This window comes from Microterricola viridarii, from assembly GCF_001542775.1.
Taxonomy (GTDB): domain Bacteria; phylum Actinomycetota; class Actinomycetes; order Actinomycetales; family Microbacteriaceae; genus Microterricola; species Microterricola viridarii_A.
In genome coordinates, this window is sequence record NZ_CP014145.1 from 1382858 (window position 1) to 1407203 (window position 24346).

The following is a 24346-nucleotide window of genomic DNA, read 5'->3' on the forward strand; positions in this document are numbered from 1 at the left end:
CGGCTAATCTTAAGGCAACTGACTTCAAGGACTTGATGTGGCAAAGAACCAGGCCGGCAACGGCAGCGACCCTGTAATGAGCGACGTACCCACCGAGGAAGCCGCTCCACTCGTTGGCAAGGGCGCGCCAACCCCCACCCGCAAGCAGCAGGAGGCGGCAAACCAGCGCCCGCTCGTTGCCGGCGACCGCAAGGAGGCCGCCAAGTCGGCGCGCGCCAAGCAGGCCGAGGCACGTGAGCGTGCCCGCATCGGCATGGCCAACGGCGAGGAAAAGTACCTGCCGGCCCGCGACCGTGGCGCGCAGAAGCGTTACGTGCGCGACTACGTCGACGCCCGCTTCAGCATCGGTGAGTTCATGATCCCTGTCATGTTCCTCGTGATCATCCTCACCTTCATCCCGAGCCCCACGGTGCAGACCTACGGCATCCTCGCGCTCTGGGCGTTCTTCCTCGTCGCCGTCGTCGACAGCGTCATCCTGGGCTTCACAATCACCCGCAAGCTCGCGGCCAAGTTCGGCAAGGACAAGGTCGAGAAGGTGCGCTGGTACGCCGCCATGCGCGCGCTGCAGCTGCGCGCCATGCGCCTGCCGAAGGCCCAGGTCAAGCGCTTCCAGTTCCCCGAGTAGGGTTCGGACACACGAAAAGAGGCGGTCGCTCACAGCGACCGCCTCTTTTTCTGTTCCTAGCGGGCGAAGGCCCCGAGGCGCACCAGCGGGATGCGCATCTCCTCGTCGCTGAGCGAGCCGTGCTGGCCGATCATGGTGCGGCCGGAGCGGGTGATGTCACGGGAGTCGTAGTACGCCACCAGTTTGCGGGCGGCCACGATCACGTCGCCGATGCGCGACTCTGCACGCGGGTCGACATCGCCGAACAGCCCGTCGGCGATCACCTCTGCCCGCGTCGACACCCACACCCTGTCCCCCTCGACGCTGCGCCAGCTCTCGGCGAGCTCGTCGGCCGCGGATGCCCGCACGGCCGGTTCCAGCTCGGGGTCCAGGTACAGCTGCAGGCAGCGCGGCTCGCCGCCGACGTGGCGCACCCCGGCGATGAGCTCTGGCACGGTGTCGTAGAGCACGTGCTTCTCAACGGGCACGTCAACGATGCCGTGGTCGGCCGTCAGCAGCACACCGACGCCCTTGCGGAGTCCGCCGGCGAATGCGGCGACCGCGGCGTCCAGCTTCTCCAGCTCGCCCAACCACTTGTCTGATTCCCAGCCCCTGGCGTGGGCGGCCATGTCCAGCTCGGCGACGTAGAGGTAGATGATCGCCCGTTCCGTGCTGTCGATCACGCGCTGGGCGGCGGCGAAGCGCTCCTCGAGCGTGTCGGCGCTGACGTACTGCGCGCCGCGCAGCACAGCGTGGGTGAGCCCGGAGTCTGCGTAGCGCGCGGTGCCGATCGCGAAGGCGGGCACCGCGGCATCCTGTGCCTGCTCGAACACGGTGCGCCGCAGCTGCCAGCTTTCCGGCCGCATCTGGGCGTCCCAGCCCTTCAGCTGGTTGACCAGGCGGTCGTTGTCGGCGTCCAGAACGCTGTAGCCGACCAGGCCGTGCTCGCCGGGGGCGCTGCCGGTGGTGAGCGTGGCGATCGCGGCCGCCGTGGTGGCCGGGAAGACGCCCTCGATGACGTCGCTCTTGGCCAGGCGGGAGGCAAGGAACCGGGCGTGCCCGGAACGGCTGCGCAGAGCCGCGGCGCCGAGGCCGTCGACGAGCAGCACAACCGCGTGGGAGCTCTGTGGCAGGCTCAGCGCGTTCGGCTCGGCGAGCACGCTCTGCAGGCAACTTTGGAGAACATCGGCAAGGCGGGGGCCGCGCGAAATGCGGGCAGGTAGCATGGGCATCGCGCCCAAGTCTGGCATATGCACACCCGACACGCTCAGGCGGCGCACAGCCCCGAATTCAGGTGCGGCACGCCGCCCGGCACACGAGAAACCACGGATGACCCGCAACAGTTCGAACACCACAGCCTCTGGTTCCGACTTCACCGAGCGCATCGAAGAGGTCGACGTCGCCACCGAGATGCAGGGCTCGTTCCTCGAGTACGCCTACTCGGTGATCTACTCGCGCGCCTTGCCCGACGCGCGCGACGGACTGAAGCCGGTGCAGCGCCGCATCCTGTACCAGATGGCTGAGATGGGCCTGCGCCCCGACAAGGGCCACGTCAAGTCGGCCCGCGTCGTCGGCGAGGTGATGGGAAAGCTGCACCCGCACGGCGACACCGCCATCTACGACGCCCTGGTGCGCATGGCGCAGTCGTTCACCCTGCGCGTGCCGCTGGTGGACGGGCACGGCAACTTCGGCTCGCTGGATGACGGCCCCGCCGCGCCGCGCTACACCGAGGCTCGCCTTGCCGCCCCCGCCCTGGCCATGACCGAGGGCCTCGACGAGGACGTCGTCGACTTCGTTCCCAACTACGACAACCAGTTCATGCAGCCGGACGTGCTACCGGCCGCCTACCCGAACCTGCTCGTGAACGGTGCCAGCGGCATCGCCGTCGGCATGGCCACGAACATGGCCCCGCACAACCTGATCGAGGTCATCGGCGCCGCCCGGCACCTGCTCGCCCACCCGAACGCGACCCTCGACGAGCTCATGGAGTTCGTGCCGGGCCCCGACCTGCCCACCGGCGGCACCATCGTCGGCCTCTCCGGCATCAAGGACGCTTACACGACCGGCCGAGGCAGCTTCAAGACGCGCGCCCGGGTAAGCGTCGAGGCGATCACGGCCCGCAAGACCGGTCTCGTGGTCACCGAGCTGCCCTACCTCGTCGGGCCTGAGAAGGTCATCGAGAAGATCAAGGACGGCGTCAACTCCAAGAAGATCAACGGCATCTCGGATGTCACCGACCTCACCGACCGCACCAACGGCTTGCGGCTCGTCATCGGCATCAAGACGGGCTTCAGTCCGGATGCCGTTTTGGAGCAGCTCTACCGTCTGACGCCTCTCGAGGACTCCTTCAACATCAACGCCGTCGCTCTGGTCGATGGCGGCCCACAGACGCTCGGGCTGCGCGAGCTCCTGCTCGTCTACGTCGACCACCGCATCAAGGTCGTCACGCGCCGCTCGGAGTATCGCCTCGCCCGCCGCCGCGAGCGGCTCCACCTCGTCGAGGGCCTACTCGTCGCGATCCTCGACATCGACGAGGTCATCCAGGTGATCCGCGGCAGCGACGACACCGCGCAGGCCCGCACCCGCCTGATGGAGGTGTTCGAGCTCAGCCTCATCCAGACCGACTACATCCTGGAACTGCAGCTGCGCCGACTCACCCGCTTCTCCCGCATCGAGCTCGAGGCCGAGGCCGACGAGCTGCGCGCCGAGATCGAGGAGCTCGTGAAGCTGCTTGGCAGCAAGGCCGCCATCAAGGCCCTCGTCTCGCACGAGCTGGCCGAGGTCGCCGACCGGTTCGGCACCCCACGGCGCACCCTGCTTACGGATGCCCGGCCGAGCATCGCCGGCGCAGCCGCCAAGCGCGCCGCCGCCATCCTCGAGGTCGCCGACGTGCCCTGCCGCGTCTTCCTCAGCACCACCGGGCGCATCGCCCGCGTCGACCTGCCCGTCGGCGAGGAGGGCCAGGCCAGCATCACTCCCCCGGCCCGGCGCAGCAAGCACGACGCCATCCGCAGCACAATCGACACAACGAGTCGTTCAGAGATTGGTGCCGTAACGAGCCTCGGCCGACTGATCCGGTTCACCCCGGTCGACCTGCCGATGCTGCCGCCCACCTCTGTGCAACTGGCGGCCGGCGTGAAGGTGGCCGACTACCTCACGCTGCCCAACAAGGCAGAAAAGGTGCTCGCGCTGGTCTCGCTGGACTCCGACCGCTCCATCGTGCTCGGCACCAAGCAGGGCGTCGTCAAGCGCGTGGCGGTCGGCGCCTACCCGAACAAGCCCGACTTCGAGGTCATCGGGCTGAAGCCCAAGGACGAGGTCGTCGGCGCTGTGCAGGGCGGCGAGGAGGACGAGCTCGTCTTCATCACGTCCGACGCCCAGCTGCTGCGCTTCGCCGCGGCATCCGTGCGCCCGCAGGGATGCCCGGCCGGCGGCATGGCCGGCATCAACCTGGGGGCTGGCGCCCACGTCATCGCCTTCGCCAGCATCCCCGCGGATGACGTCGAGGAAGCCATCGTCGTCACCGTCGCCGCCGGCAGCGAGACGCTGCTCGGCATCGACCCGGGCAGCGCGAAGGTCAGCGACTTCGGCGAGTTCCCTGCCAAGGGTCGGGCGACCGGCGGCGTGCGTGCGCAGCGCTTCCTGAAGGGCGAGGACCAGCTCACCGTCGGCTGGGTCGGCGCCCCGCCCGCGCTGGCCGTCGGCCCCGACGGGGCGACCCGCCCGCTGCCGGACGGCGGCGCCAAACGGGACGCCTCCGGCGCGCCCCTGGACTCCGTGATCGGCTCGATCGGCCACCAGATCCGCTAGCTCCTTCGCGGCGCCCAGCGCGGCCGCGACGTCGCCGCCAAGCGCCACTTCGTGGCTCTCTGCGCCACCTCAGCTGGCGCAGAGAGCCGCGAAGTGGCGCAACGGGAACCGAGACTCGTCGCCATGGCCAACCACTTTCCTGCAACGGCAGACGGTCTTGTTTTGAGCCGCGAGGCGGAATCGGTAGGGCTGCACGCACCGCTTTCGCTGTATCGCGCGCGGGTGTTGGCAGTCGGACACCAGCGCCGCACACCGGTTCTTGCGGGCTTCTCGGCGACCGTGCTCTGACCGCCTGCCGTTCCCGGGAAACGCGCGAGTGAAAGCAGTCGTCGACAGAGGCACGAGCGATGCCGACAGCCCGTTCGAGACGGTCAGCCGGGTTCAGATCGAGGCGGGTCTCCCCGTGACACGTCGCCCTCGCCGAATGGGCTGAGTGGGCGCCAGACACGGGCTTGACGGGTTGGGGCGCCGGGTGCATTCTCGGGGTGGGGCCGGGGCGCTGCGCCGCGGCCGACGAGGAGCAGGCGGCATGCCCGAGCGGACGGATCTGGGGGCAGGGCTCGTCGCCTTCGCCGAGCGACGCTGGGACGACGCCTGCACGCTGCTCGGCGGCGCCGAAGCCGCGGCTCCGTTGCTTCTCGACCAACTGGAGATGCTGGCGCGTGCGGCCGCACTCTGCGGGAGGGACGACGAGGCCTTCGACGCGCTGGCCCGCACCTACCACGGCTATCTCGCCGTGGAAGCGCCGACGGATGCCGACGAGCTGCGCGCGGCCAGGGCCGCATTCTGGCTCGGCTACCGGCTGGGCTCCCTACATGAGCGCGGCCGCTCGCACGCCTGGCTCGCCCGGTCCGCCGAGTTGGCAAACCGTCACCCGGGCGCCGTGGAACACGGGTACCTGCTGCTGCCCGGCATCCACCACTTGCTGCACCTCGGCGACGCGGCGGGCTCGGCCGCCACAGCTGCCGAGGCGGTGGCCATTGGCTTCCGCCACAGTGACGCTGAGTTGCAAGCGCTGGGCACGCAGCTGCGGGGTCGGGCGTTGCTCGCCGACGGGCTGCTTGATGCGGCCGTCGACGCCTTTGGCGAGGCCATGCTGCTGGCCGCGGACGACTCCGTCACCGAACTCCCCCGCGGCCTGGTCTACTGTTCCGTGTTGGACGGCTGCCAACAGGCCTTCGCCGTCGAACGCGCGCGCGAGTGGGCCGAGGTACTGAGCGATTGGGCCCTCGCGCAACCCCAGCTGCTGCTGTTCACCGGCCGTTGCCGGGTGCATCGGGCCGAGCTGCTCTGCCTCGGCGGTGCCTGGCAGGCAGCCCTCGCCGAGGCCGAGACGGTGATCGCCAACCCACGGGCCGAGGCGCATGAGCTCGGTGCAGCGAACTACCAGCGTGGCGAGATCTACCGGCTGCGCGGCGAGTTCGCGTTGGCGGAGGTCGCCTACCGCGACGCTAACGACTGCGGGCACGACCCGCACCCTGGGCTCGCCCTGCTCCGCCTCGCCGAGGGGAGGGCGGATGACGCCGCCGCCGGTATCGGCCGCGTGCTCGCCACGACCGAGCAGTCGCTGTCGCGCGCCCAAGTGCTGCCAGCGGCCATCGAGATTGCGCTGACACGCGGCGCGATCGCGGATGCCGCCGCGTTGTCGGCCGAACTCGACCGCATCGCGCAGGCCCACCCAAGCACGCTGCTCGAGACGCTGGCCGTTCAGGCCAGCGGGCTGCTGGCCTTGGCCGATGGGCGTCCGGCCGACGCCCTGCCGCAACTGCGGAGGGCCCAGTCCGCCTGGGTGGACCTCGACTCGCCCTACTACGTCGCACGGGTGCGGACGCTTCTCGGCGAGTGTCTGTCGGCGCTGGGCGACGGTGAGGGCGCCCGGTGGGAGCAGACCGCCGCCGAGGCGGCCCTGGTCCGGCTCGGGGCAGCACCGGATCTGGCGCGACTCCGCGCTGGCCGCCCGGCCGCCGACAGCCGGCAGTACGCCATCACCCCGCGTGAACTGCAGGTGCTGCGGCTCGCTGCATCCGGCCTCACCAACAAGGCCATCGCGACCGAGCTGCAGGTGAGCACGCGCACGGTCGACCGGCACATGAGCGAGCTGATGCGCCGGATCGGCGTGTCGTCGCGGGTGGCGGCCACCGCCTACGCCTACGAACACGGCCTGCTCGGCGGCTAGCAGCAACCAGACCAGTGCGTGGCGCACATTACCCATGCCGCATCGCGCGGGATGGCGGGAACCACCGAGGCGGCGGCACGCGGACCCGAGTTAACGTGAGCGGAGACCGGCACGAAACCGGCCGATCGGATCGCATGATGACACTCTCACACCCCCCACTCCCCGCAGACGCCTCGGTTGATGCGCGGCCGCCGACCGCGCTCCACGACGTTCTCGTGATCGGCGGCGGCCAGGCCGGGCTCGCCGTCGCGCACCGGCTGGGCCAGCACAGCGTTCGCTACCTTGTGCTCGACGCTGCCGAGCAGATCGGTGATGCCTGGCGAGCCCGCTGGGACAGTCTGCGGCTGTTCACCCCGGCCCGCTACGACGGGCTGGACGGCCTGCCGTTCCCGGCTGCCCCGACGAGTTGGCCGCGCAAGGACGAGATGGCCGACTACTTGGAGCTCTACGCGCAGCAGTTCGCGCTGCCCGTGCAGAGCGGGGTGCGCGTTGACAGCCTGAGGCGTGACGGCGACGGCTTCGTGGCGCACAGCGCCGACGCCGACTACCGTGCCCGCGCGGTCGTCGTGGCGATGAGCAGCCACCAGACGCCGCGGGTGCCGGAGTTCGCTGCGGAGCTCGCGCCGGGCATCCGTCAGCTGGATGCCGCTTCCTACCGGAACCCGGACCAACTGCCGCCCGGCCCGGTCTTGGTGGTCGGTGCCGGAAACTCCGGCGCCGAGATCTCAAAGGAACTCTCCGCAACCCACACCGTGATGCTGTCCGGGCGCGAGGTGACCGAGATCCCGCTCGGCTTCACGAGCCCACTCAACCGGCACCTGCTCGTGCACCTACTGAACAGAGTTGTGTTCCCGCACCTGCTCTCGGTGCGAACGCCACTCGGCCGCCGCGCCCGGGCCGCCCACGGAACGGTGCCACTGATCAGGGTGAAGTCGGCGGAGCTTGGCCGCCTCGGGGTGCGCCGCGTGGGACGGGTGGCCGGCACGCGCGACGGCCTCCCGGTGCTCGCCGACGGCAGCGTGGCGGTGGCCGCCAGCGTGATCTGGTGCACGGGGTACGACCCCGGCTTCTCGTGGATCGAGCTGCCCGCGTTCGATCCGGACGGTGCTCCGGCGCACACGCGGGGAATCGTGCCTGCGGTGCCCGGGCTGTACTTCGTCGGGTTGGAGTTCCTCAGCTCCCTGTCTTCGGCCATGGTGCACGGCGTCAGCGCCGACGCCAACCGCGTCGCCGACGCGGCCGTAGCCGGACTCGGGATGTAAGCCGGTCCGGCCGTGCAGAGCGGCCGTGCAGAGCGGCCGTGCAGAGCGGCCGTGCAGAGCGGCCGTGCAGAGCGCCACTTCGTTGCCTGCTGCGCCACCTCAGCTGGCGCGGAGGGGCACAAAGTGGCGCACGCTAGACGTCGATGCGGTCGCGGGAGAGCGTCTCGGAGCTGTCGACGATGAACTCCTTGCGCGGGGCGACGTCGTTGCCCATCAGTAGCTCGAACACGCGGCCGGCGTTCTCTGCATCGTTCATGCTCATGCGGCGGAGCGTGCGGTGGCGCCGGTCCATCGTGGTGGTCGCCAGCTGATCGGCATCCATCTCGCCGAGGCCCTTGTAGCGCTGGATCGGGTCCTGGTAGCGCTTGTTCTGCTTCTTCAGCCCGGCCAGGACGCCCTGCAGCTCGGCCTCCGAGTAGGTGTAGATCGTCTCGTTCGGCTTCGAGCCCGGGTTCATCACGACGACCCGGTGCAGCGGCGGAACGGCCGCGTAGACCCGTCCCTCCTCGATCATCGGGCGCATGTAGCGGAAGAACAGGGTGAGCAGCAGCGTGCGAATGTGGGCGCCGTCGACGTCGGCGTCGCTCATGATGATGACCTTGCCGTAGCGGGCGGCCGAGAGGTCGAAGCTGCGCCCGGAGCCGGCTCCGATCACCTGGATGATGGCCGCGCACTCGGCGTTGCCGAGCATGTCGGCGACGCTGGCCTTCTGCGTGTTCAGGATCTTGCCGCGGATCGGCAGCAGCGCCTGGTGCTCACTGTCGCGGGCCACCTTGGCGGTGCCGAGGGCGGAGTCTCCCTCGACGATGAACAGCTCGCTGTTGGCAACGTCGTTGGAGCGGCAGTCGGCGAGCTTGGCCGGCAGCGAGGAGCTCTCCAGCGCATTCTTGCGACGTTGGGTCTCCTTGTGGGCGCGGGCGGAGATACGCGACTTCATCTCGGCCACGACCTTGTCGAGCACGAGGGCAGACTGTGCCTTGTCGTCGCGCTTGGTCGACGCGAATCGGGCGGCCATGCTCTTGGCGACGACGTTGGCGACGATGGCGCGCACGGCGGGTGTGCCGAGCACCTCCTTCGTCTGGCCCTCGAACTGTGGCTCGGGCAGGCGCACCGTGATGACGGCGGTCAAGCCGGCCATCACGTCGTCCTTCTCCAGCTTGTCGTTGCCCGCTTTCAGCCGGCGCGCGTTCAGCTCGACCTGCTGTCGCAGGAACTTGAGCAGTCCTTGGTCGAAGCCGAGCTGGTGGGTGCCGCCCTTGGGCGTGGCGATGATGTTGACGAAGCTCTTCACGACGGTGTCGTAGCCGGTGCCCCAGCGCAGGGCGATATCGACCTCGCAGTCGCGCTGCAGCTCGGTCGGCAGCATGGCGCCGTGCTCGTTCAGCACGGGAACGGTCTCGGTGAAGTGCCCGGTGCCGTTCAGCCGCCAGGTGTCGGTGAGCGGGGCGTCCGTGGCCAGGTGCTCGACGAACTCGGAGATGCCGCCCTCGAACTGGAACGAGGTGGTGTGCGGCTCCTCGCCGGTCAGGTCGATGATGTCGAGGGCCAGCCCGGGAACCAGGAAGGCAGTCTGCCGGGCACGGGAGAGCAGGTCCTCGACCTGGAAGCCTGCACCCTTAGTGAAGATCTGCCGGTCGGCCCAATAGCGGATGCGGGTTCCGGTGACGCCCTTGGCCGTCTTGCCGATGACGCGCAGCTCGCTCTTCTTCTCGAAGGGCGTGAACGTGGCATCCGGGCTCGGGTTCTTCGGGTCGGCGTCGGCGAAGATGCCGGGCTCCCCGCGGTGGAAGGACATCGCCCAGGTCTTGCCGCCACGGTCGACCTCGACGTCGAGGCGCTCGGAGAGGGCGTTCACGACGGAAGCGCCGACACCGTGCAGACCGCCGGATGCCGCATAGGAGCCGCCGCCGAACTTGCCGCCGGCGTGCAGCTTGGTGAAGACCACCTCGACGCCGCTCAGCCCGGTCTTGGGCTCGACGTCGACGGGGATGCCGCGCGCCTTGTCGCGCACCTCCACGCTGCCGTCCGGGTGCATCACGATGGCGATCTCGGTGCCGTGCCCAGCGAGGGCCTCATCGACGGAGTTGTCGATGACCTCCCAGAGGCAGTGCATCAGGCCGCGCGAGTCGGTGGAACCGATGTACATGCCCGGGCGTTTGCGCACCGCTTCGAGACCCTCGAGAACGGAGAGATGGCGGGCGGAATAGTCAGAACTCACGACAGCCAAGCCTAGTTACTCTGCAGCCCTTCTCCTGCGCGCGAAACACGCTCAAACCGCGCCGGATCGGGCCTAGGTCACGACTTGGGCGTCAATGCCTACGCGGTGAGCGAAATAGTGTCGGGATTGGGCATGGAAGGGGCCTCTGCGTGCTTACATGGAGTGTCAGCAGATGTTGTGCGGACACCATGCATATCGGTTCGATGGAGGAGGAGCCCATGTCACAGATCACCAGCCCGAGCGGTGCGGTCGACGAGCTCGAGACCCCACACCAGCTGACGGCCCTTGACCGTTGCGACGCGTGTGGCGCACAGGCCTACATTCGCGTCGTGGTTTCGAGCGGCGAGCTGCTGTTCTGCGCCCACCACGGCCGCAAGCACCAGGAGAAGCTCTCTGCCCTCGCGCACAGCTGGCACGACGAGTCCAGCCGTCTTCTCGAGGACAACGCCCGCTAAGCCAAACTCAGTATCGAGAGCTATTCGCTCTCAAGCCCGAGCCGCACCGCAATCTGATTGCGTGCGGCTCGTGCTATTTCATCAACGGATGCCGCGCGCTCCCCGCGCACGTACTCGAGACCTGCCCGACGGAACACGCGCCCGAGGAGCTCGTCGGCCAAGCCGGGGTTCTTGGCCAGCACCGGACCGTGCAGGTGGGTGCCGAAGACGTCGCCCATGACGACGCCCTCCTGGCCGGAGTCGCGGCCGTTACCGCTGCCGAAGAGCACCCGCCCGAGCGGGGAGGCCTCTGCGTGGTTGTAGTCGCGGGCGTGGTTCTCGAAACCGACGAGCCGGCCGAACTTGGTCTTGACGACGAGGTCGTCGGTGACGCGCGCCCCGCGGGGCACCGCACGGCCCGGCAAGATGCCGATGCCCTCGATCGCCCGTGCGGGGGCGCCGTTCGCCCCGGCCAGTTCGATGCCGTGGCTGAGCAGCTCCCAGCCGGTGCCGACGGCGAGGATCGGGACCCCCTCAGTGCCCCAGCGCCGCAGCTCTTCGAGCAGGGTGCGCAGCTTGTCGCGGGCGACCTCCAGCTCGTTGTCTGAGCCGGAGCCGATGACGACGGCGTCGACGCGGTCGGGCAGCTCAGCGGCATCCTCAACCTTGACGACCCGGGCGGTGGCGCCGGCCCACTCGGCCCGGCGGGCCAGGACGCGGGCGTTCTCTGCGTCGCCGTTGCTGTTCAGCAGGCTGGGGAACAGCGAGACGAAGGTGAGCTCTGGGCCGGTCTGCTGCGGGCGCTGGGCGTCGCTCATTCTGGTGCCTCCACGGCGCTCAGCCCGAGGTGCGCGCGGGTGCGGCGCATCGAGTCGGCGGAAAAGATGACGGTCTTGACGCCGCGGGACGGCTCCGGCATGGCCAGGAACTCGTCGACGGCCTTGCCGAGGTCGTGCTCGATGCGGCCGATCTGCACATTGTCGTAGCTGAGCTGCAACGCCAACTCGTCGGCCTTGGAGCCGGAGACGATGTCGACCCGGCCAAGGCCGGAGGTGTCGACGGGCCAGAAGTAGCTGGGATCGCGCACATCGGATCCGACGGCGAACAGGATCTGCTCGGTGTCGGGGTCGAGGTGGTCGATGTTCAGCTGGAAGCTGGCCGGGTTCTGCACCAGTACGAACTCCACGGTGGTTCCCCGCACCTGGAGCGTCTCACCGCGCCCGAAGACGGGCGGGATGGAGCCGATCGTCGAGACGGCGATCGCCGGGTCGAAGCGGCCCCGAGCACGGCCCGGGCGGCAGCCAGGGCAGCGGCAGCGTCGACGGCGTAGTGGGTGCCGCGGGCAGGCAGCCGCACGGGTGTCGGTGCCCCGCCGTCGATCGTCACCTCTGTGCTGCGGCCGGAGACGGCGCGCACCAGCACGCCGGCCTCTGACGGCATCCGGCGCGCCGTCATGGCGGCCAGGCCGAGCCCGCGCGGGTTCGCCTCCAGCACGTCAGCGCTGACGCCGAAGCGTGGCGTGTCGACGGTGCCGCGCAGGCGCGTCACGATCTGCTCGAGGAAGGCGTCGTCGGCGTTCACCACGACGGCCTGCGTTGCACGCAAGGCGATCTTCTCCAGCATGGCCGCGACCATCTCGGAGTCGTGGAACCGGTCGATCTGGTCGACCATGACGTTGGTGAGCAGTACGACCTTGGGCTTCAAGGCGTCGGCGATGAGGGCGCCGTGGCCCTCGTCCATCTCAAGGACGGCGATGTCACCGGCGATCTTGCCGGTGAGGCTCGCCTCCTCCAGCAGTGCCGAGGTGAGGCCCTGCGAGATGTTGGCCGTCGACGGGTTGGTGAAGACCCGCTTGCCGTGCCCGCGCAGGGCTGCCACCAGCATCTTGGTCGTCGTGGACTTGCCACTGGACCCGGTGACGATGACGAGTCCCTCCGGGAAGGAGTTCAGCGTCTCGGTCAGGAATCCCGGGGCAATTTTGTTGACGACCAGCCCGGGGACGGCCGATCCCCCGCCGGGCTTGCGCAGGCGCGCAAGAACCCGGACGCAGCGACCAATCAGGATCGCCGGGGCGTAACGGATTCCCACCGGCCTACTCGAGGTAGTCGCGCAGCGACTGCGAGCGGCTGGGGTGGCGCAGCTTGGCCATCGTCTTGGACTCGATCTGGCGGATGCGCTCGCGGGTGACGCCGAACGTGTCGCCGATCTGGTCCAGGGTCTTCGGCATGCCGTCGCCCAGGCCGAAGCGCATGCGGATCACGCCGGCCTCGCGCTCGGACAGGGAGTCGAGCAGGCTTTCCAGCTGCTTCTGCAGCATGGTGAAGCCGACGGCGTCAGCGGGAACGACAGCCTCGGTGTCCTCGATGAGGTCACCGAACTCACTGTCGCCGTCCTCACCGAGTGGCGTGTGCAACGAGATGGGCTCGCGGCCGTACTTCTGAACTTCGACGACCTTCTCAGGCGTCATGTCCAGCTCGCGGCTGAGCTCTTCCGGCGTGGGTTCGCGACCGAGGTCCTGCAGCATCTGGCGCTGGACGCGGGCGAGCTTGTTGATGACCTCGACCATGTGCACCGGGATGCGGATGGTGCGGGCCTGGTCGGCCATGGCGCGGGTGATGGCCTGACGGATCCACCAGGTGGCGTAGGTGCTGAACTTGAAGCCCTTGGTGTAGTCGAACTTCTCGACCGCACGGATGAGGCCCAGGTTGCCCTCCTGGATGAGGTCGAGGAACTGCATTCCACGACCGGTGTAGCGCTTGGCGAGGGAGACGACGAGACGGAGGTTCGCTCCGAGCAGGTGGCTCTTGGCGCGGGCGCCATCCTTGGCGACCCACTGCAGCTCGCGGCCGAGCTGCGACTTCTTCTCTGCGTCGGTCATGTGCGAGAGCTTGTCCTCGGCGAACAGGCCGGCCTCGATGCGCATCGCCAGCTCGACCTCTTCGGCCGCGTTCAGCAGGGCGACCTTACCGATCTGCTTCAGGTAGTCCTTGACAGGGTCGGCGGTGGCGCCGGTGATGGCGCTGGAGTAGACGGGGACGTCGTCCTCGTCGTCGGTGACGGAGAGGACGAGGGCGCCGGTGGGCAGCGGCTCGGTGACGACGGAGCGCTTGGGCTGGCCGTCCTCATCCTCGTCGTCGGCATCCTCGACGGCCTCAACGGCGGAGTCATCGGCGGTCTCGTCTGCGGCCTTCTTGGTGGCTGCACGCTTGCGCGGCGCGGCCTTCGCCGCTGCGGGCTTTTCTGCGCCGGTTGCTTCGGCCTCGGCCAGTGCGGCCTCTGCTGCAGCGGCCTTGGCCAGGGCTGCCTTGGTGGGCGCCTTGCGCACGGGGCCTTCTTGGCCGGGGCTGCGACGGCTTCGGTGGTCTCGGGGGCGGCGTCTTCGCTCGCTACGGGCTTCGTGGATCGGGTTGCCATTCGAGCACCTCTCAGTCGGGCGAGCGGCGGAACGCCCCCACAGGGGCCGTCACCACTCGTTGACGTTCCTTTTATGGCGGAGCCGGAAAAGGACATTACGAGGACCCATGTCAAGTCTTGGTCTGTTTCCTGAGCGCGATCTTAGGAAACCCAAGTCAAGAACGGGTCCGTCTTTGATTATTGCACGGATTCGCCCGGCGGGATGTCACTTGCTCCGGCTCGGCGTCATCCACGCGGCCGACGGGGCCACCGTCGAGACAATGCAACCCAAATGGGGGCCACTTCTATTCCCTCGTCCTGGTGCAGTTTGCGGCGGGTGCGGCGGCGCGCGCGCAGCATCATCACGACGCCGACGCCGATCACCAGGTACTGCACGAGGAAGGCGATGCGGAACGATTCCAGGGAGTAGAGAGCGCTCGGCTCCCCCGACGCCACGCGGGCGTGATCGAGAAGGTCCAGGATCGCGCCGATCAGGAAGATCATCACGAAGCTGGAGAGGAAGCCGCCGATGTTGACGATGCCGTTGGCCGAGCCGAGGCTGCGCAACGGGTTGAACGTGCGCGCGAAGTCGAGTCCGATCAGCGAGCCCGGGCCGCCGATGCCCAGCACGATGACCAGCAGGCAGATCAGCCAGAACGGCGGCTCCCCCGGCCAGAGCAGCACGGTGCTCCAGGCCGCTGCGATGGCGAAGACGATTCCGAGCACCAGGTTGCTGCGACGCAGCGGGAAGCGCGCCGTCAGCAGCCCGATGATGGGGCCGGCCACCATTCCGGTGCCGACGAGCACCAGAAGCATGGCTGCGGCCGTCTGCTCGCTGTAGCCGAGGCCGAAGACGAGGAAGGGGATGCCCCAGAACATCGCGAACACCGTGCCGGCGGACTGCGACACGTAGTGCGCCCAGAACCCGAGCTGTGTGCCCGGGCGCTTCAGTGCAGCGCGCAGGTGCGTGATCGCATCGCGCAGCGAGGAGGCGCGGTGCCACTCCTCGGAGCCGCGCGGCCGGTCGCGCAGGGCGATGATGCCGAGGAACAGCGCCAGCACCGACGCGGATGCCGCAGAGAGGAACGCCGGCGTCCAGCCGAAGTTGTGCAGCACCCAGGCCAGGGGCACGGCGGAGAGCGCCTGGCCGACCTGCCCGATGTTTCCGGCCCACTGCGAGAGCTGGGGAACGATCGGCCCGGAGAACCATGAGCTGATCAACCGGATCAGCGAGATGAAGATGGCCGCGTCTCCTGCGCCGACCAGGATGCGCCCGGCGACGGCGAGGGTGAGGCTCGGCGCGAACGCCATGATCAGCTGCCCGACCAGCATGAACGCCGTGCCGGAGAGAATCAGCGCGCGCGGGCCGAAGCGGTCGATGAGCACGCCGACCGGGATCTGCATGGCCGCATAGACGAGGAGCTGCACGACGGCGAGGCTGGAGAGCGCAGCGGCCGAGGCATCGAACCGATCGGCCGCGGCCACGCCGGCGATGCCGAGCGAGGTGCGCTGCATGACAGCAATGAGGTAGACGAATGCGCCGACGCTAAAAATCAACCAGGCCCGACGAGAATTCACTGATCTAGCCTAGCCAGCGGCGCGGGCCCTCCCACGCCACCTGCCCGTCGCGCTAAGGCGCCAGCGGGGGTTCTCCGTCGTTGTGGCGCTTGAATGCGAGGAATTTCTCCAGCTCCGCGGCGATCTCATCGGCGCTGGGCAGCTCGCCGTCCTCGTCGGTGAGCGGCGACCGCAGGGTGGTTCCAGCCATGTAGCTGTCGTGGCGCTCCTCGAGCACCCCGACCAGCTTGGCGAGCTCCCCATTTTCCGCCACCTGCGCGTCGATCTTGCCGAGGAACTCGCGGTTGGCCTCACGTAGCCGGTCGGTCGGGAAGATCAGCCCCGTCGCAGCGCTGACGCTCTCCAGCGCCGAGATCGCGGCGGCCGGGTACTCGGTGTCGGCGAGGTAGTGCGGGATCAGCAGGATGAAGCCCACCGTCGGCCGGCCCTGCTCGGCCAGGCGGTACTCCACCAGGTGAAGCGCGTTGGCCGGCACCTGGGTGTGCGGCCGCCAAACGGACATCGCCGAGGTGAGGTCGTCCCGGTTGCCGCTGACGGTGACACCGATCGGGCGCGTGTGCGGAACGGGCATCGGGATGGAGTGCACCCACGTCGTGCTGGCGACCCCGAACCGATCGACCAGGTCGAGCAGGGCCTGGCTGAACTGCTCCCACCGGAAGTCAGGCTCGAAACCGGCCAACATGAGGAAGGGCTGGCCGAGCTCGTCGCGGGCCAGGTGCACACGCAGCGCCGGTGGCTGGTAGTCGGTGAGGTGGTCCTCGTCGAAGTAGATGATGGGGCGCCGCGACCGGTAGTCCAGCAGGAGATCGGCGTCGAACTCGGCGACGACAACGTGGTTGATGGTGCCGAGCAGGTACTCCGTGAACTGTCCGACCGCACCGCCGGCGTCGGCGAAGCCGGTGAGGCCAGCAACGAGGTGCAGGCCCTCGGGCACGCTGGCCGCATCCGGGGTCAATCTATACAGTTCACTCGCGTCGCGCATAGCCTCATGCTATTCGTGCCAGCAGCCGCCGGAGCCGCGCGGCGGCCATGCCGTGAGCGAACACCGTATTCCCATCGCAACTAGCATTGGTGCATGACTTTCTCCCCCGCCCTCGTCAGCACTGAACCCGCCAGCACCTCCGACGCCGATGTGCTGTTGCTTGCCGCCGTCAACGTGGACGGCGCCGCGTTCATGCGCGCCCCGGCGGAGTTCGCCGAGCTGGACGAGCAGCTCGCAGCGCTCGGGTTCACCGGCGCGGCCGAGCAGCTCGTGCGCATCCCGGCATCCGTCGGCCAGGCCAAGAGCATCGCCATCGTGGGCCTCGGCAAGACCGTCAACACCGAGAGCCTGCGCGGGGCGACCGCAGCCGCCGTGCGCCGACTGACAGGCGTCGAGAGCGTCGCTATCGCCATCCCCGTCGCGGATGCCGCAGAGGCGGCGGCCGTGCTGGAGGGCGCCGGCATCGGCAGCTACTCCTTCACCGAGTACCGCACCACCACCCTGGAGCGGACGAAGACCCCGGCAACGCAGCTCACCGTGCACCTGGAGCAGCACGCTCCCGCGGATGCGGATGCGGTGGACGAGGACGACGCCGATGACCTGCCCGCCGCCCTGGACCTCGACGTAGAGGCCCTGATCGCCCGCGCCGACGTGCTCAGCGAGGCCTTCGCCCTGGTCAAGGACCTCGTCAACACCCCGCCGTCTGACCTGTTCCCGGCCAGCATGGCCGAGCGCGCGCAGGCCGCAGCGGCCGGCCTCCCGGTCGAGCTGGAGATCTGGGACGAGGCAGAGCTCGCCAACGACGGCTTCGGTGGAATCCTCGGCGTCGGCCAGGGGTCCTCTCGCCCGCCGCGCCTGGTCAAGGTCAGCTACTCCCCGAGCCGGTCGCCGGCGCGGCCGATCCCAAGCACCTGGCCCTGGTCGGCAAGGGCATCACCTTCGACACCGGCGGGCTCTCGCTGAAGCCCGGCGCGGGCATGATCGGCATGAAGTACGACATGACCGGCGCGGCCACCGTGCTCGCCATCACGCTCGCCGCCGCGAAGCTGGCGCTGCCCGTGCGGGTGACGGCGTGGATGTGTCTGGCCGAGAACATGCCTTCCAGCACGGCGACACGCCCGAACGATGTGCTGCGCATCCGCGGCGGCCAGACCGTTGAGGTGCTGAACACGGATGCAGAGGGCCGCCTCGTGCTCGCCGACGGAATCGTGGCGGCATCCGAGGAACAGCCCGACGCCATCGTCGACGTTGCCACCCTCACCGGCGCCCAGATTGTGGCGCTTGGCAACCGCTACTCTGCCGTCATGGGCGACGACTCGCTGCTGGCCCGTGTGCTGCAGGCGGCCGGTGCGGCCGACGAGAAGGTCTGGCCGATGCCATTGCCTGAGGAGCTGCGCGCCACCATCGACTCGGATGTCGCCGACATCGCCAACGCGAACATGGGCAGCCGCGCCGGAGGCATGCTGCTGGCCGGCGTGTTCTTGGAAGAGTTCGTGGGCCTGCGGGCCGACGGCGAGACCAAGATCCCGTGGGCGCACCTGGACATCGCAGGATCTTCGCACAATGAGGGTGCAGCCTACGGCGCGACCGGCGCTGGACCAACCGGCGTGACCCTGCGAACCCTGCTCAAGCTGGCCGAGGAGTATGCGCGCCCGTAGTAGGCTCGTATGGGCAAGAAACGCTTGCCAACATGCCTGCTCGCTGGCCACAACGCCACGGAGCAGAACAGGCCGATCGTCCTGATGCAAAGGGAGTAACTGAGTGTCCGAGCAGAATTTTGACATTGTCGTTCTCGGTGGAGGAAGCGGCGGCTACGCAGCCGCACTGCGAGCTGTACAGCTCGGCTTCACCGTGGCCCTGATTGAGAAGGACAAGCTCGGCGGCACATGCCTGCACCGCGGCTGCGTTCCAACCAAGGCGTTGCTGCACACCGCCGAGGTGGCCGACGTCGCACGCGACTCGGCCAAGTACGGTGTCCTCGCCTCCCTCACCGGTATCGACATGTCGGCGGTCAACGCGCACCGCGACGGAATCGTCACAAGCAAGTGGAAGGGCCTGCAGGGCCTGATCAAGGCTCGCGGCATCACCGTGATCGAGGGCGAGGGCCGCCTGGTCTCCCCCACGACCGTTCAGGTCGGCGCGGACAACATCATCGGCAAGCACGTCATCCTCGCCACGGGTTCCTACTCGCGCTCACTCCCGGGCCTGGAGCTCGGCGGCCGCGTGATCACCAGCGAGCAGGCCCTCAAGCTTGACTACGTTCCCAAGAAGGTCGCCGTGCTCGGCGGCGGCGTCATCGGCGTCGAGTTCGCCAGCGTCTGGAAGTCCTTCGGCGCCGACGTCACCATCATCGAGGCCCTCCCGCACCTGGTGCCCAACGAGGAAGAGTCGATCTCGAAGCAGCTCGAGCGCGCCTTCCGCAAGCGCGGCATCGAGTACTCGCTCGGCGTGCGCTTCCAGAGCGTCACCCAGAACGAGAGCGGCGTCGTCGTCACCCTCGAAGACGGCAAGACCATCGAGGCCGAGCTGCTGCTCGTCGCCGTCGGTCGCGGCCCGGCAACCGCCGGCCTCGGTTTCGAAGAGGTCGGCATCACCATGGACCGCGGCTTCGTCATCGCGAACGAGCGCCTCGCCACCAACGTTCCCGGCGTGTACGCCATCGGCGACATCGTCCCCGGCCTGCAGCTCGCACACCGCAGCTTCCAGCAGGGCATCTTCGTCGCCGAGGAGATCGCGGGCCTGAACCCGATCATCGTCGACGACATCAACATCCCGAAGATCACCTACTGCGACCCCGAGGTCGCCTCCGTCGGCTACTCCGAGGCCAAGGCAACCGAGAAGTTCGGTGCAGACCAGGTGACCAGCTACGAGTACAACCTCGGCGGCAACGCGAAGTCCTCGATCCTCGGCACCGCCGGATCGGTCAAGGTCGTCCGCGTCAACGACGGCCCCGTCGTCGGCGTCCACATGATCGGCGCCCGTGTTGGCGAGCTGATCGGTGAGGCCCAGCTCGTCGTGAACTGGGAGGCATACCCCGAGGACATCGCGCCGCTGATCCACGCGCACCCGACCCAGAACGAGGCCATGGGCGAGGCATTCCTCTACCTGGCCGGCAAGCCGCTGCACGCGCTTTAAGCGCCGCGCGCCCCGACTGCAATAAGCTCAGAATGAATAACGCTTTGAAGGAGACAATCGCATGAGCGAATCCGTCAGCCTCCCGGCACTCGGTGAGAGTGTCACAGAGGGTACGGTCACCCGTTGGTTGAAGAACGTGGGCGACCGCGTCGAGGTCGATGAGCCGCTGCTCGAAGTCTCGACCGACAAGGTCGACACCGAGATCCCGTCGCCGATCGCCGGCGTGATCGAGGCGATCCTCGTCCAGGAGGACGAGACCGTCGAGGTCGGCACCGCGCTCGTCACCATCGGTGACGGTTCCGCCGCGGCCGCGGCCCCCGCCGAGGCTCCGGCCCCGGCTGCCGCACCCGAGCCCGTGGCTGCTCCGGCACCCGCCGCTGCTCCCGCACCCGTTGCAGCCCCCGCACCCGTTGCAGCCCCGGCACCCGTTGCGGCCCCGGCACCTGTTGCCGCGCCTGCTCCTGCCGCCCCGCAGGCACCGGCCTACACGCCGGCACCCGCCGCACCCGTCTACACGCCGGCTCCCCCGGCAGCCGCTCCGGCAGCTGCACCCGCCCCGGCTGCTGCTCCGGCAGCGTCCAGCGGATCGCACGCCTCCACCAGCGGCTACGTGACCCCGATCGTGCGCAAACTCGCGAACGAGCAGGGTGTCGACCTCAGCACGCTCACCGGCACCGGTGTCGGTGGCCGCATCCGCAAGCAGGATGTGCTCTCGGCACAGGCTCCTGCCGCAGGCGCTGCTGCAGCCGCTCCCGTCGTCGAGGTCTCGCCGCTGCGCGGCACCGTCCAGCCGATGTCGCGTCTGCGCAAGGTTGTTGCAGAGCGCGCCGTCATCTCGATGAACTCGACCGCACAGCTGACCACCCTGGTCGAGGTTGACGTCACGCGCGTCGCCCTGCTGCGCGACCGGGTCAAGGCGGAGTTCCTGGCCAAGACCGGCAACAAGCTCTCCTTCATGCCGTTCTTCGCTCTGGCCGCCGCCGAGGCGCTCAAGGCGTACCCGGTGATCAACGCCACCGTCGACGGTGACTCGATCGTCTACCCGGACCACGAGAACCTCAGCATCGCCGTGGACACCGAGCGCGGCCTGCTCACCCCCGTGGTGCGCGACGCAAGCTCGCTGAACATCGCCGAGCTCGCTGCCCAGATCGCTGATCTGGCCGGCCGCACCCGCGAGAACAAGCTCAAGCCCGACGAGCTGGCCGGCGGCACGTTCACGCTGACCAACACCGGTTCGCGTGGCGCGCTGTTCGACACCCCGCTGGTGTTCCTGCCTCAGGTTGCCATCCTCGGCACCGGTGTCGTCGTCAAGAAGCCCGTCGTCGTCAGCGACAACGGCATTGACGCGATCTCGATCCGCTCGATGGTCTACCTCGCCCTCTCCTACGACCACCGCATCGTCGATGGCGCAGACGCGGCCCGCTTCCTCACCACGGTGAAGGCGCGCCTCGAGGGTGCAGCGTTCGAATCGCAGCTCGGCTACTAATAGTCGAAGAGCTCACGTAGACGCCAACCGGCCTCGCCCCTGATCATCAGGAGCGAGGCCGGTTTCGTTTTGGCCCCTGCTCCGCGGAGCGCGATCAGGGCCGCGCCGCCGTTCTGCTCGACCAGGCCGAGCGCGTCCAGGTCGTAGGGGTCGGGCAGCAACACGGTGCCGTCCAACTGGGCCTGCCGGATGTCGGCTGCATCCGCCGCGGCCAGCGGGCCTCCGGTGTCGAGCACGTCATCCAGGCAGAGCAGCGACGACTGCCGGAAGCAGTCCTCGCGCGCCGCCAGCAGGCCGGCTGCCGCCATCACCGGATCGGCTTCGAGCGCTGCATCGGCCGTCTGCAGCGGCTCAGTCTCGACCTCTGGCGGGCCGGGGGCCACCGGAGCGGTTGGCGCGGGTGTCGCCGCCGCCTGACTGCCCGGCGACCCGGGCGGGAGCAGCGTGATGGCCAGCGCGAACAGTCCGGCAGCCACCGCCGCCGACACCATGATCGGCCGCCGATGCGCACCGACACGGCGCCGCACCATGGACCGCAGGGCATCCAGTCGCTCCCCCAGCTTGCCCGGCAGGGCCCAGCCAGCCCAGAGCACGGCCGGCGGCCGATCCGGCTCATCGCCGTCCAGCGCGATCAGCGATGTTGTTCTCGGGTGCACGTCCGTCGCTGGCTCCCCCGTGAGTCGCATCGGCATGGCAGGCTGCACGGTGCTGGAGGTGTCGGGCGGTTCGGTCGCCAGCCGCACCGGCAGCGGCCGGGCGAGAGCGAACAACCGGCGCTCCAGCTCGGCCGCGCACGGCAGGAAAGGGTGCGCGGCGACACGCTCGTCGAACCAGTCCAGCATCTCCTGCGCTTCGTGCGGGGCGGCGCTGCCACGGTCCACGCACGCGCAGACCGCCCGCGCGATGCTCGCCAGGGCGGCATACTCCGCGCGCAGAGTGCTCGTGCGTTGCGCGCCGGCGGGCAGCGGTCGTGCACCGGACCAGCCGCACAGATGCGTGCGCCCTGCGGTATCGAAACGTACCGTGGCCGGGCCGAGGGCGCCGTGGCTCCACCCCTTCCGATGCAGCGCATCGAGGCTGACGACCAACGGGGCCAGGATCGTGACCGCCTCGCCGGCCCGGATCTGCGTGCGCCGCCGCAACAACTCTGCCAACGTCGGCCCGTCGTCTCGCTGCATCACGAGGCAGACGCGGCCGTCCGACAGCGTTGCGACGTCGTGAAGTTCGGCCCCGACACCCGCAGGCAGCGCGCCGAGAAGCGCGATCTCCCGGTCCACCCGCTCCCGCTCGGCATCCGCGTGGAAGACGCGCAGCGCGACCGTGCTGATGCCCGCAGCGCCAGCGCCCGTGCCAGCCGCATGCGCGCTGCCATCCGCATGGCCGAGGTAGACGGTGGCGCTCTGCCCGAACGCCAGGCGCCGCAGCACGCGGTAGCCGGCGATGATGGCTGGCTCGGTCGCCGCAGCGGCACCGTCCGAGCCGGGCACGGGTGTGGCCGGGCCCCGTCTCTCTGCCCCACGCCGCATCCGTCTCACAGGCATATCCTGCGCCGGAATCGCCCTGCGCACCGCCCCAAAGCTGGGCCTGTGCAGAACCCGTCACCCGCGGATCCTTGTGCACAACACATCGACCTGCCGGTGCGGTCACCGGGGGCCCGCCGACTCGGTATTCTAGAGAGCATGGCACGTAGCTCGGAGAAGTCTTCCACCCCCAAGCAACCTGGTCGCTTCAAGCAAATGTGGCAGGTCTTCCAAATGACCCGCCGCTACGACTCGAGCGCGCAGTGGCTCATGCTGCTCGGTTTCCTCGCCCCAATCATCGTGGGCGTTGTACTCGGAATCGTGCTGGGCAACGGCAACGGTTTCACAATCGCCCTCTGGGTGGTCGCCGGCGTGCTCGCCGGCGTCCTGATCGCCCTGATCATTCTCGGCCGCCTGGCCGAGAAGGCGGCGTACTCTCAGATCGAGGGCCAGCCGGGTGCTGTCGGAGCCGTGCTGCGCAGCTCGCTGCGCCGCGGCTGGATCGGCAGTGAGATGCCCGTCGCCGTCAACGCCAAGACACAGGATGCCATCTACCGCGCCGTCGGCCGCGGCGGCGTCGTGCTCATCGCCGAGGGCGCCACCTCGCGCACCTCGCGCATGCTCGAGGACGAGAAGCGCAAGATCACCCGCATCCTTCCGAACGTGCCCGTCGAGTTCATCACCGTCGGCCGTGGCGACGACCAGGTTCCGCTGCACAAGATCCCCCGCCGCCTGTCCAGCATCAAGAACACGCTGAGCAAGGCCGAGGTGCTCGCCATCAACAACCGTCTGAGCTCGCTCGGCACCCAGCTGCCCATCCCCAAGGGCATCGACCCGTTCAAGGTGCGCCCGCAGCGCGGCCGCTAGCCACTAACCCCCGAGAGACGGATGCCGCTGTGCTGCGGCATCCGTCTCTCTCGTTAATGGGCTCGCGCCCGCCGGTGTCCAGCCGGAACGGCGGGTACACAGCAGTCAGCAGGCCGACGGCAGGATCTGCCTAACCGAGTGCGGCAGCACGGTAGGCCGGGAACCGCACGGCGGCGATCCACTCGCCGAGCATGCTGGTCTTGCCGAAACAGGCCGGGCAACGGCCAACGCGCGCGGCGACGGCACGAACAGCTTCGTGGCCAGCAGCGGCGTCACCGTGAGCTCACGCCAGCGGTGGGCCGCTCCCCCGCTCAGGCGCGGATCAGCACCGTTCCGGCGACCTTGTCGTGGAAGCCGCGCTGGTCGGAGTCCCAGACCAAAGCGGGGATCACGATCACCAGCAGCACGGTGCGCACCAGCACCCGCCAGAGCGCGGGCTTCTGGCCGTCCAACCCGATCAGCCGCATCCCGAACAGGCGGTGGCCGATGCTCCCGCCGAGGGTCGGGATGGCCAGCAGCTGCAACAAGGCAAAGAGGCCAATCGTGTAGAACGAGTAAGCCAGAGACTCGTAGGGCGCGAGGAACAGCGAGATGCCCATGGCGATTGCCCAGTCGACGGCGATGCCGCCGATGCGGCGCCCGGCGCGGGCAACCGAGTTCTGGCCCTCGTTGGGCAGGCCCAGGCGCTCCCCCGGCCAGCGGCTGGGCGGCAGTTGGCCGAAAGTGCTCCGCTCGGCGGGACGGGGGCTGCGTGAAGAAGACATCGGCCCCAGTCTACCGATCGGCTGGCCGCGTAACATGCTCGAAACATTCGCGACATTCACGAGTAATTCACCGGCCGTAGCCTCAAGGCAGGTTGCGCGGAGTAGCCGTACCGGTTC

Annotated in this window: 19 protein-coding genes and 1 pseudogene; 10 read left to right on the plus strand and 10 right to left on the minus strand. The window is 68.9% G+C overall.

What is annotated here, in order from left to right; all coding sequences use genetic code 11:
* Window positions 1–37: 37 nt before the first annotated feature.
* Window positions 38–625: a DUF3043 domain-containing protein gene (locus tag AWU67_RS06385; RefSeq protein ID WP_067227237.1), complete on the plus strand. Its 588-nt coding sequence runs from the start codon at window positions 38–40 to the stop codon at window positions 623–625.
* 56 nt (window positions 626–681) lie between these two features.
* Here the strand turns inward: AWU67_RS06385 and AWU67_RS06390 are convergent, their stop codons facing one another.
* Window positions 682–1764 carry an alkaline phosphatase family protein gene (locus AWU67_RS06390; RefSeq protein ID WP_234407377.1) on the minus strand — a complete coding sequence of 361 codons (1083 nt, stop codon included), beginning with the start codon at window positions 1762–1764 and terminating at the stop codon, window positions 682–684.
* 169 nt (window positions 1765–1933) lie between these two features.
* On the opposite strand from AWU67_RS06390, the gene AWU67_RS06395 reads away from it, so the two are divergent.
* The 4 genes from AWU67_RS06395 to AWU67_RS06405 all read left to right on the plus strand — a co-directional run bounded on the left by AWU67_RS06395 (window position 1934) and on the right by AWU67_RS06405 (window position 7852).
* Complete coding sequence (locus tag AWU67_RS06395) at window positions 1934–4414, plus strand: DNA gyrase/topoisomerase IV subunit A (protein ID WP_067227238.1); 2481 nt, start codon at window positions 1934–1936, stop codon at window positions 4412–4414.
* Window positions 4415–4537: 123 nt separating this feature from the next.
* Entirely contained in the window at window positions 4538–4702 is a 165-nt protein-coding gene (locus tag AWU67_RS17320; RefSeq protein ID WP_160329727.1) for a hypothetical protein, read from the plus strand.
* Window positions 4703–4943: 241 nt separating this feature from the next.
* The gene (locus AWU67_RS06400; protein ID WP_067227239.1) at window positions 4944–6590 is read left to right on the plus strand and encodes a helix-turn-helix transcriptional regulator; all 1647 of its coding nucleotides are present in this window, start codon (window positions 4944–4946) and stop codon (window positions 6588–6590) included.
* A 137-nt stretch (window positions 6591–6727) separates the two neighbouring features.
* Entirely contained in the window at window positions 6728–7852 is a 1125-nt protein-coding gene (locus tag AWU67_RS06405; RefSeq protein ID WP_082717150.1) for a flavin-containing monooxygenase, read from the plus strand.
* 133 nt (window positions 7853–7985) lie between these two features.
* Here AWU67_RS06405 and AWU67_RS06410 read toward each other — a convergent pair whose 3' ends face one another.
* A complete protein-coding gene (locus AWU67_RS06410) occupies window positions 7986–10070 on the minus strand; it encodes a DNA gyrase/topoisomerase IV subunit B (RefSeq protein ID WP_067227240.1) in 2085 nt (694 codons plus the stop codon).
* Window positions 10071–10288: 218 nt separating this feature from the next.
* Between AWU67_RS06410 and AWU67_RS06415 the strand changes: the two genes are divergently transcribed.
* Window positions 10289–10525, plus strand: coding sequence for a DUF7455 domain-containing protein (locus AWU67_RS06415; RefSeq protein ID WP_067227241.1), 237 nt, complete (start codon window positions 10289–10291; stop codon window positions 10523–10525).
* 20 nt (window positions 10526–10545) lie between these two features.
* On the opposite strand, the gene AWU67_RS06420 is transcribed toward AWU67_RS06415, so the two are convergent.
* From AWU67_RS06420 to AWU67_RS06445, 6 genes are all read right to left on the minus strand, one after another.
* On the minus strand, window positions 10546–11322 hold the full coding sequence (locus tag AWU67_RS06420) for a type 1 glutamine amidotransferase (RefSeq protein ID WP_067227242.1): 777 nt from the start codon (window positions 11320–11322) through the stop codon (window positions 10546–10548).
* Window positions 11319–11690: a MurT ligase domain-containing protein gene (locus tag AWU67_RS06425; protein ID WP_160329728.1), complete on the minus strand. Its 372-nt coding sequence runs from the start codon at window positions 11688–11690 to the stop codon at window positions 11319–11321. Before AWU67_RS06425 ends, AWU67_RS06420 begins: the two co-directional genes overlap by 4 nt.
* Window positions 11648–12592 (minus strand): Mur ligase family protein, encoded by a 945-nt coding sequence (locus tag AWU67_RS06430; RefSeq protein WP_067227244.1) that lies wholly within the window; start codon window positions 12590–12592, stop codon window positions 11648–11650. The genes AWU67_RS06425 and AWU67_RS06430 overlap by 43 nt, the downstream gene beginning before the upstream one ends.
* Window positions 12593–12596: 4 nt before the next feature.
* On the minus strand, window positions 12597–13829 hold the full coding sequence (locus AWU67_RS06435; RefSeq protein ID WP_199922354.1) for an RNA polymerase sigma factor: 1233 nt from the start codon (window positions 13827–13829) through the stop codon (window positions 12597–12599).
* Between the two features lie 314 nt (window positions 13830–14143).
* Window positions 14144–15475, minus strand: coding sequence for an MFS transporter (locus AWU67_RS06440; protein WP_067227246.1), 1332 nt, complete (start codon window positions 15473–15475; stop codon window positions 14144–14146).
* Window positions 15476–15527: 52 nt separating this feature from the next.
* Entirely contained in the window at window positions 15528–16457 is a 930-nt protein-coding gene (locus AWU67_RS06445; RefSeq protein ID WP_067227247.1) for a proteasome assembly chaperone family protein, read from the minus strand.
* Window positions 16458–16649: 192 nt separating this feature from the next.
* Here AWU67_RS06445 and AWU67_RS18065 point away from each other — a divergent pair.
* The 3 genes and pseudogenes from AWU67_RS18065 to sucB all read left to right on the plus strand — a co-directional run bounded on the left by AWU67_RS18065 (window position 16650) and on the right by sucB (window position 21078).
* Window positions 16650–18115, plus strand: a pseudogene (locus tag AWU67_RS18065) (leucyl aminopeptidase).
* Window positions 18116–18218: 103 nt separating this feature from the next.
* Window positions 18219–19592, plus strand: a complete 1374-nt coding sequence (lpdA, locus tag AWU67_RS06455; protein ID WP_067227248.1) for a dihydrolipoyl dehydrogenase — start codon at window positions 18219–18221, stop codon at window positions 19590–19592.
* Between the two features lie 61 nt (window positions 19593–19653).
* Entirely contained in the window at window positions 19654–21078 is a 1425-nt protein-coding gene (gene sucB / locus AWU67_RS06460; RefSeq protein WP_067227249.1) for a 2-oxoglutarate dehydrogenase, E2 component, dihydrolipoamide succinyltransferase, read from the plus strand.
* Here sucB and AWU67_RS06465 read toward each other — a convergent pair.
* Window positions 21075–22565: a hypothetical protein gene (locus AWU67_RS06465; RefSeq protein ID WP_067227250.1), complete on the minus strand. Its 1491-nt coding sequence runs from the start codon at window positions 22563–22565 to the stop codon at window positions 21075–21077. The genes sucB and AWU67_RS06465 overlap by 4 nt on opposite strands.
* A 192-nt stretch (window positions 22566–22757) precedes the next feature.
* On the opposite strand from AWU67_RS06465, the gene AWU67_RS06470 reads away from it, so the two are divergent.
* Window positions 22758–23465: a DUF4191 domain-containing protein gene (locus AWU67_RS06470; RefSeq protein ID WP_067227251.1), complete on the plus strand. Its 708-nt coding sequence runs from the start codon at window positions 22758–22760 to the stop codon at window positions 23463–23465.
* Window positions 23466–23776: 311 nt separating this feature from the next.
* Here AWU67_RS06470 and AWU67_RS06475 read toward each other — a convergent pair whose 3' ends face one another.
* Complete coding sequence (locus AWU67_RS06475) at window positions 23777–24229, minus strand: RDD family protein (RefSeq protein ID WP_067227252.1); 453 nt, start codon at window positions 24227–24229, stop codon at window positions 23777–23779.
* Window positions 24230–24346 lie beyond the last annotated feature (117 nt).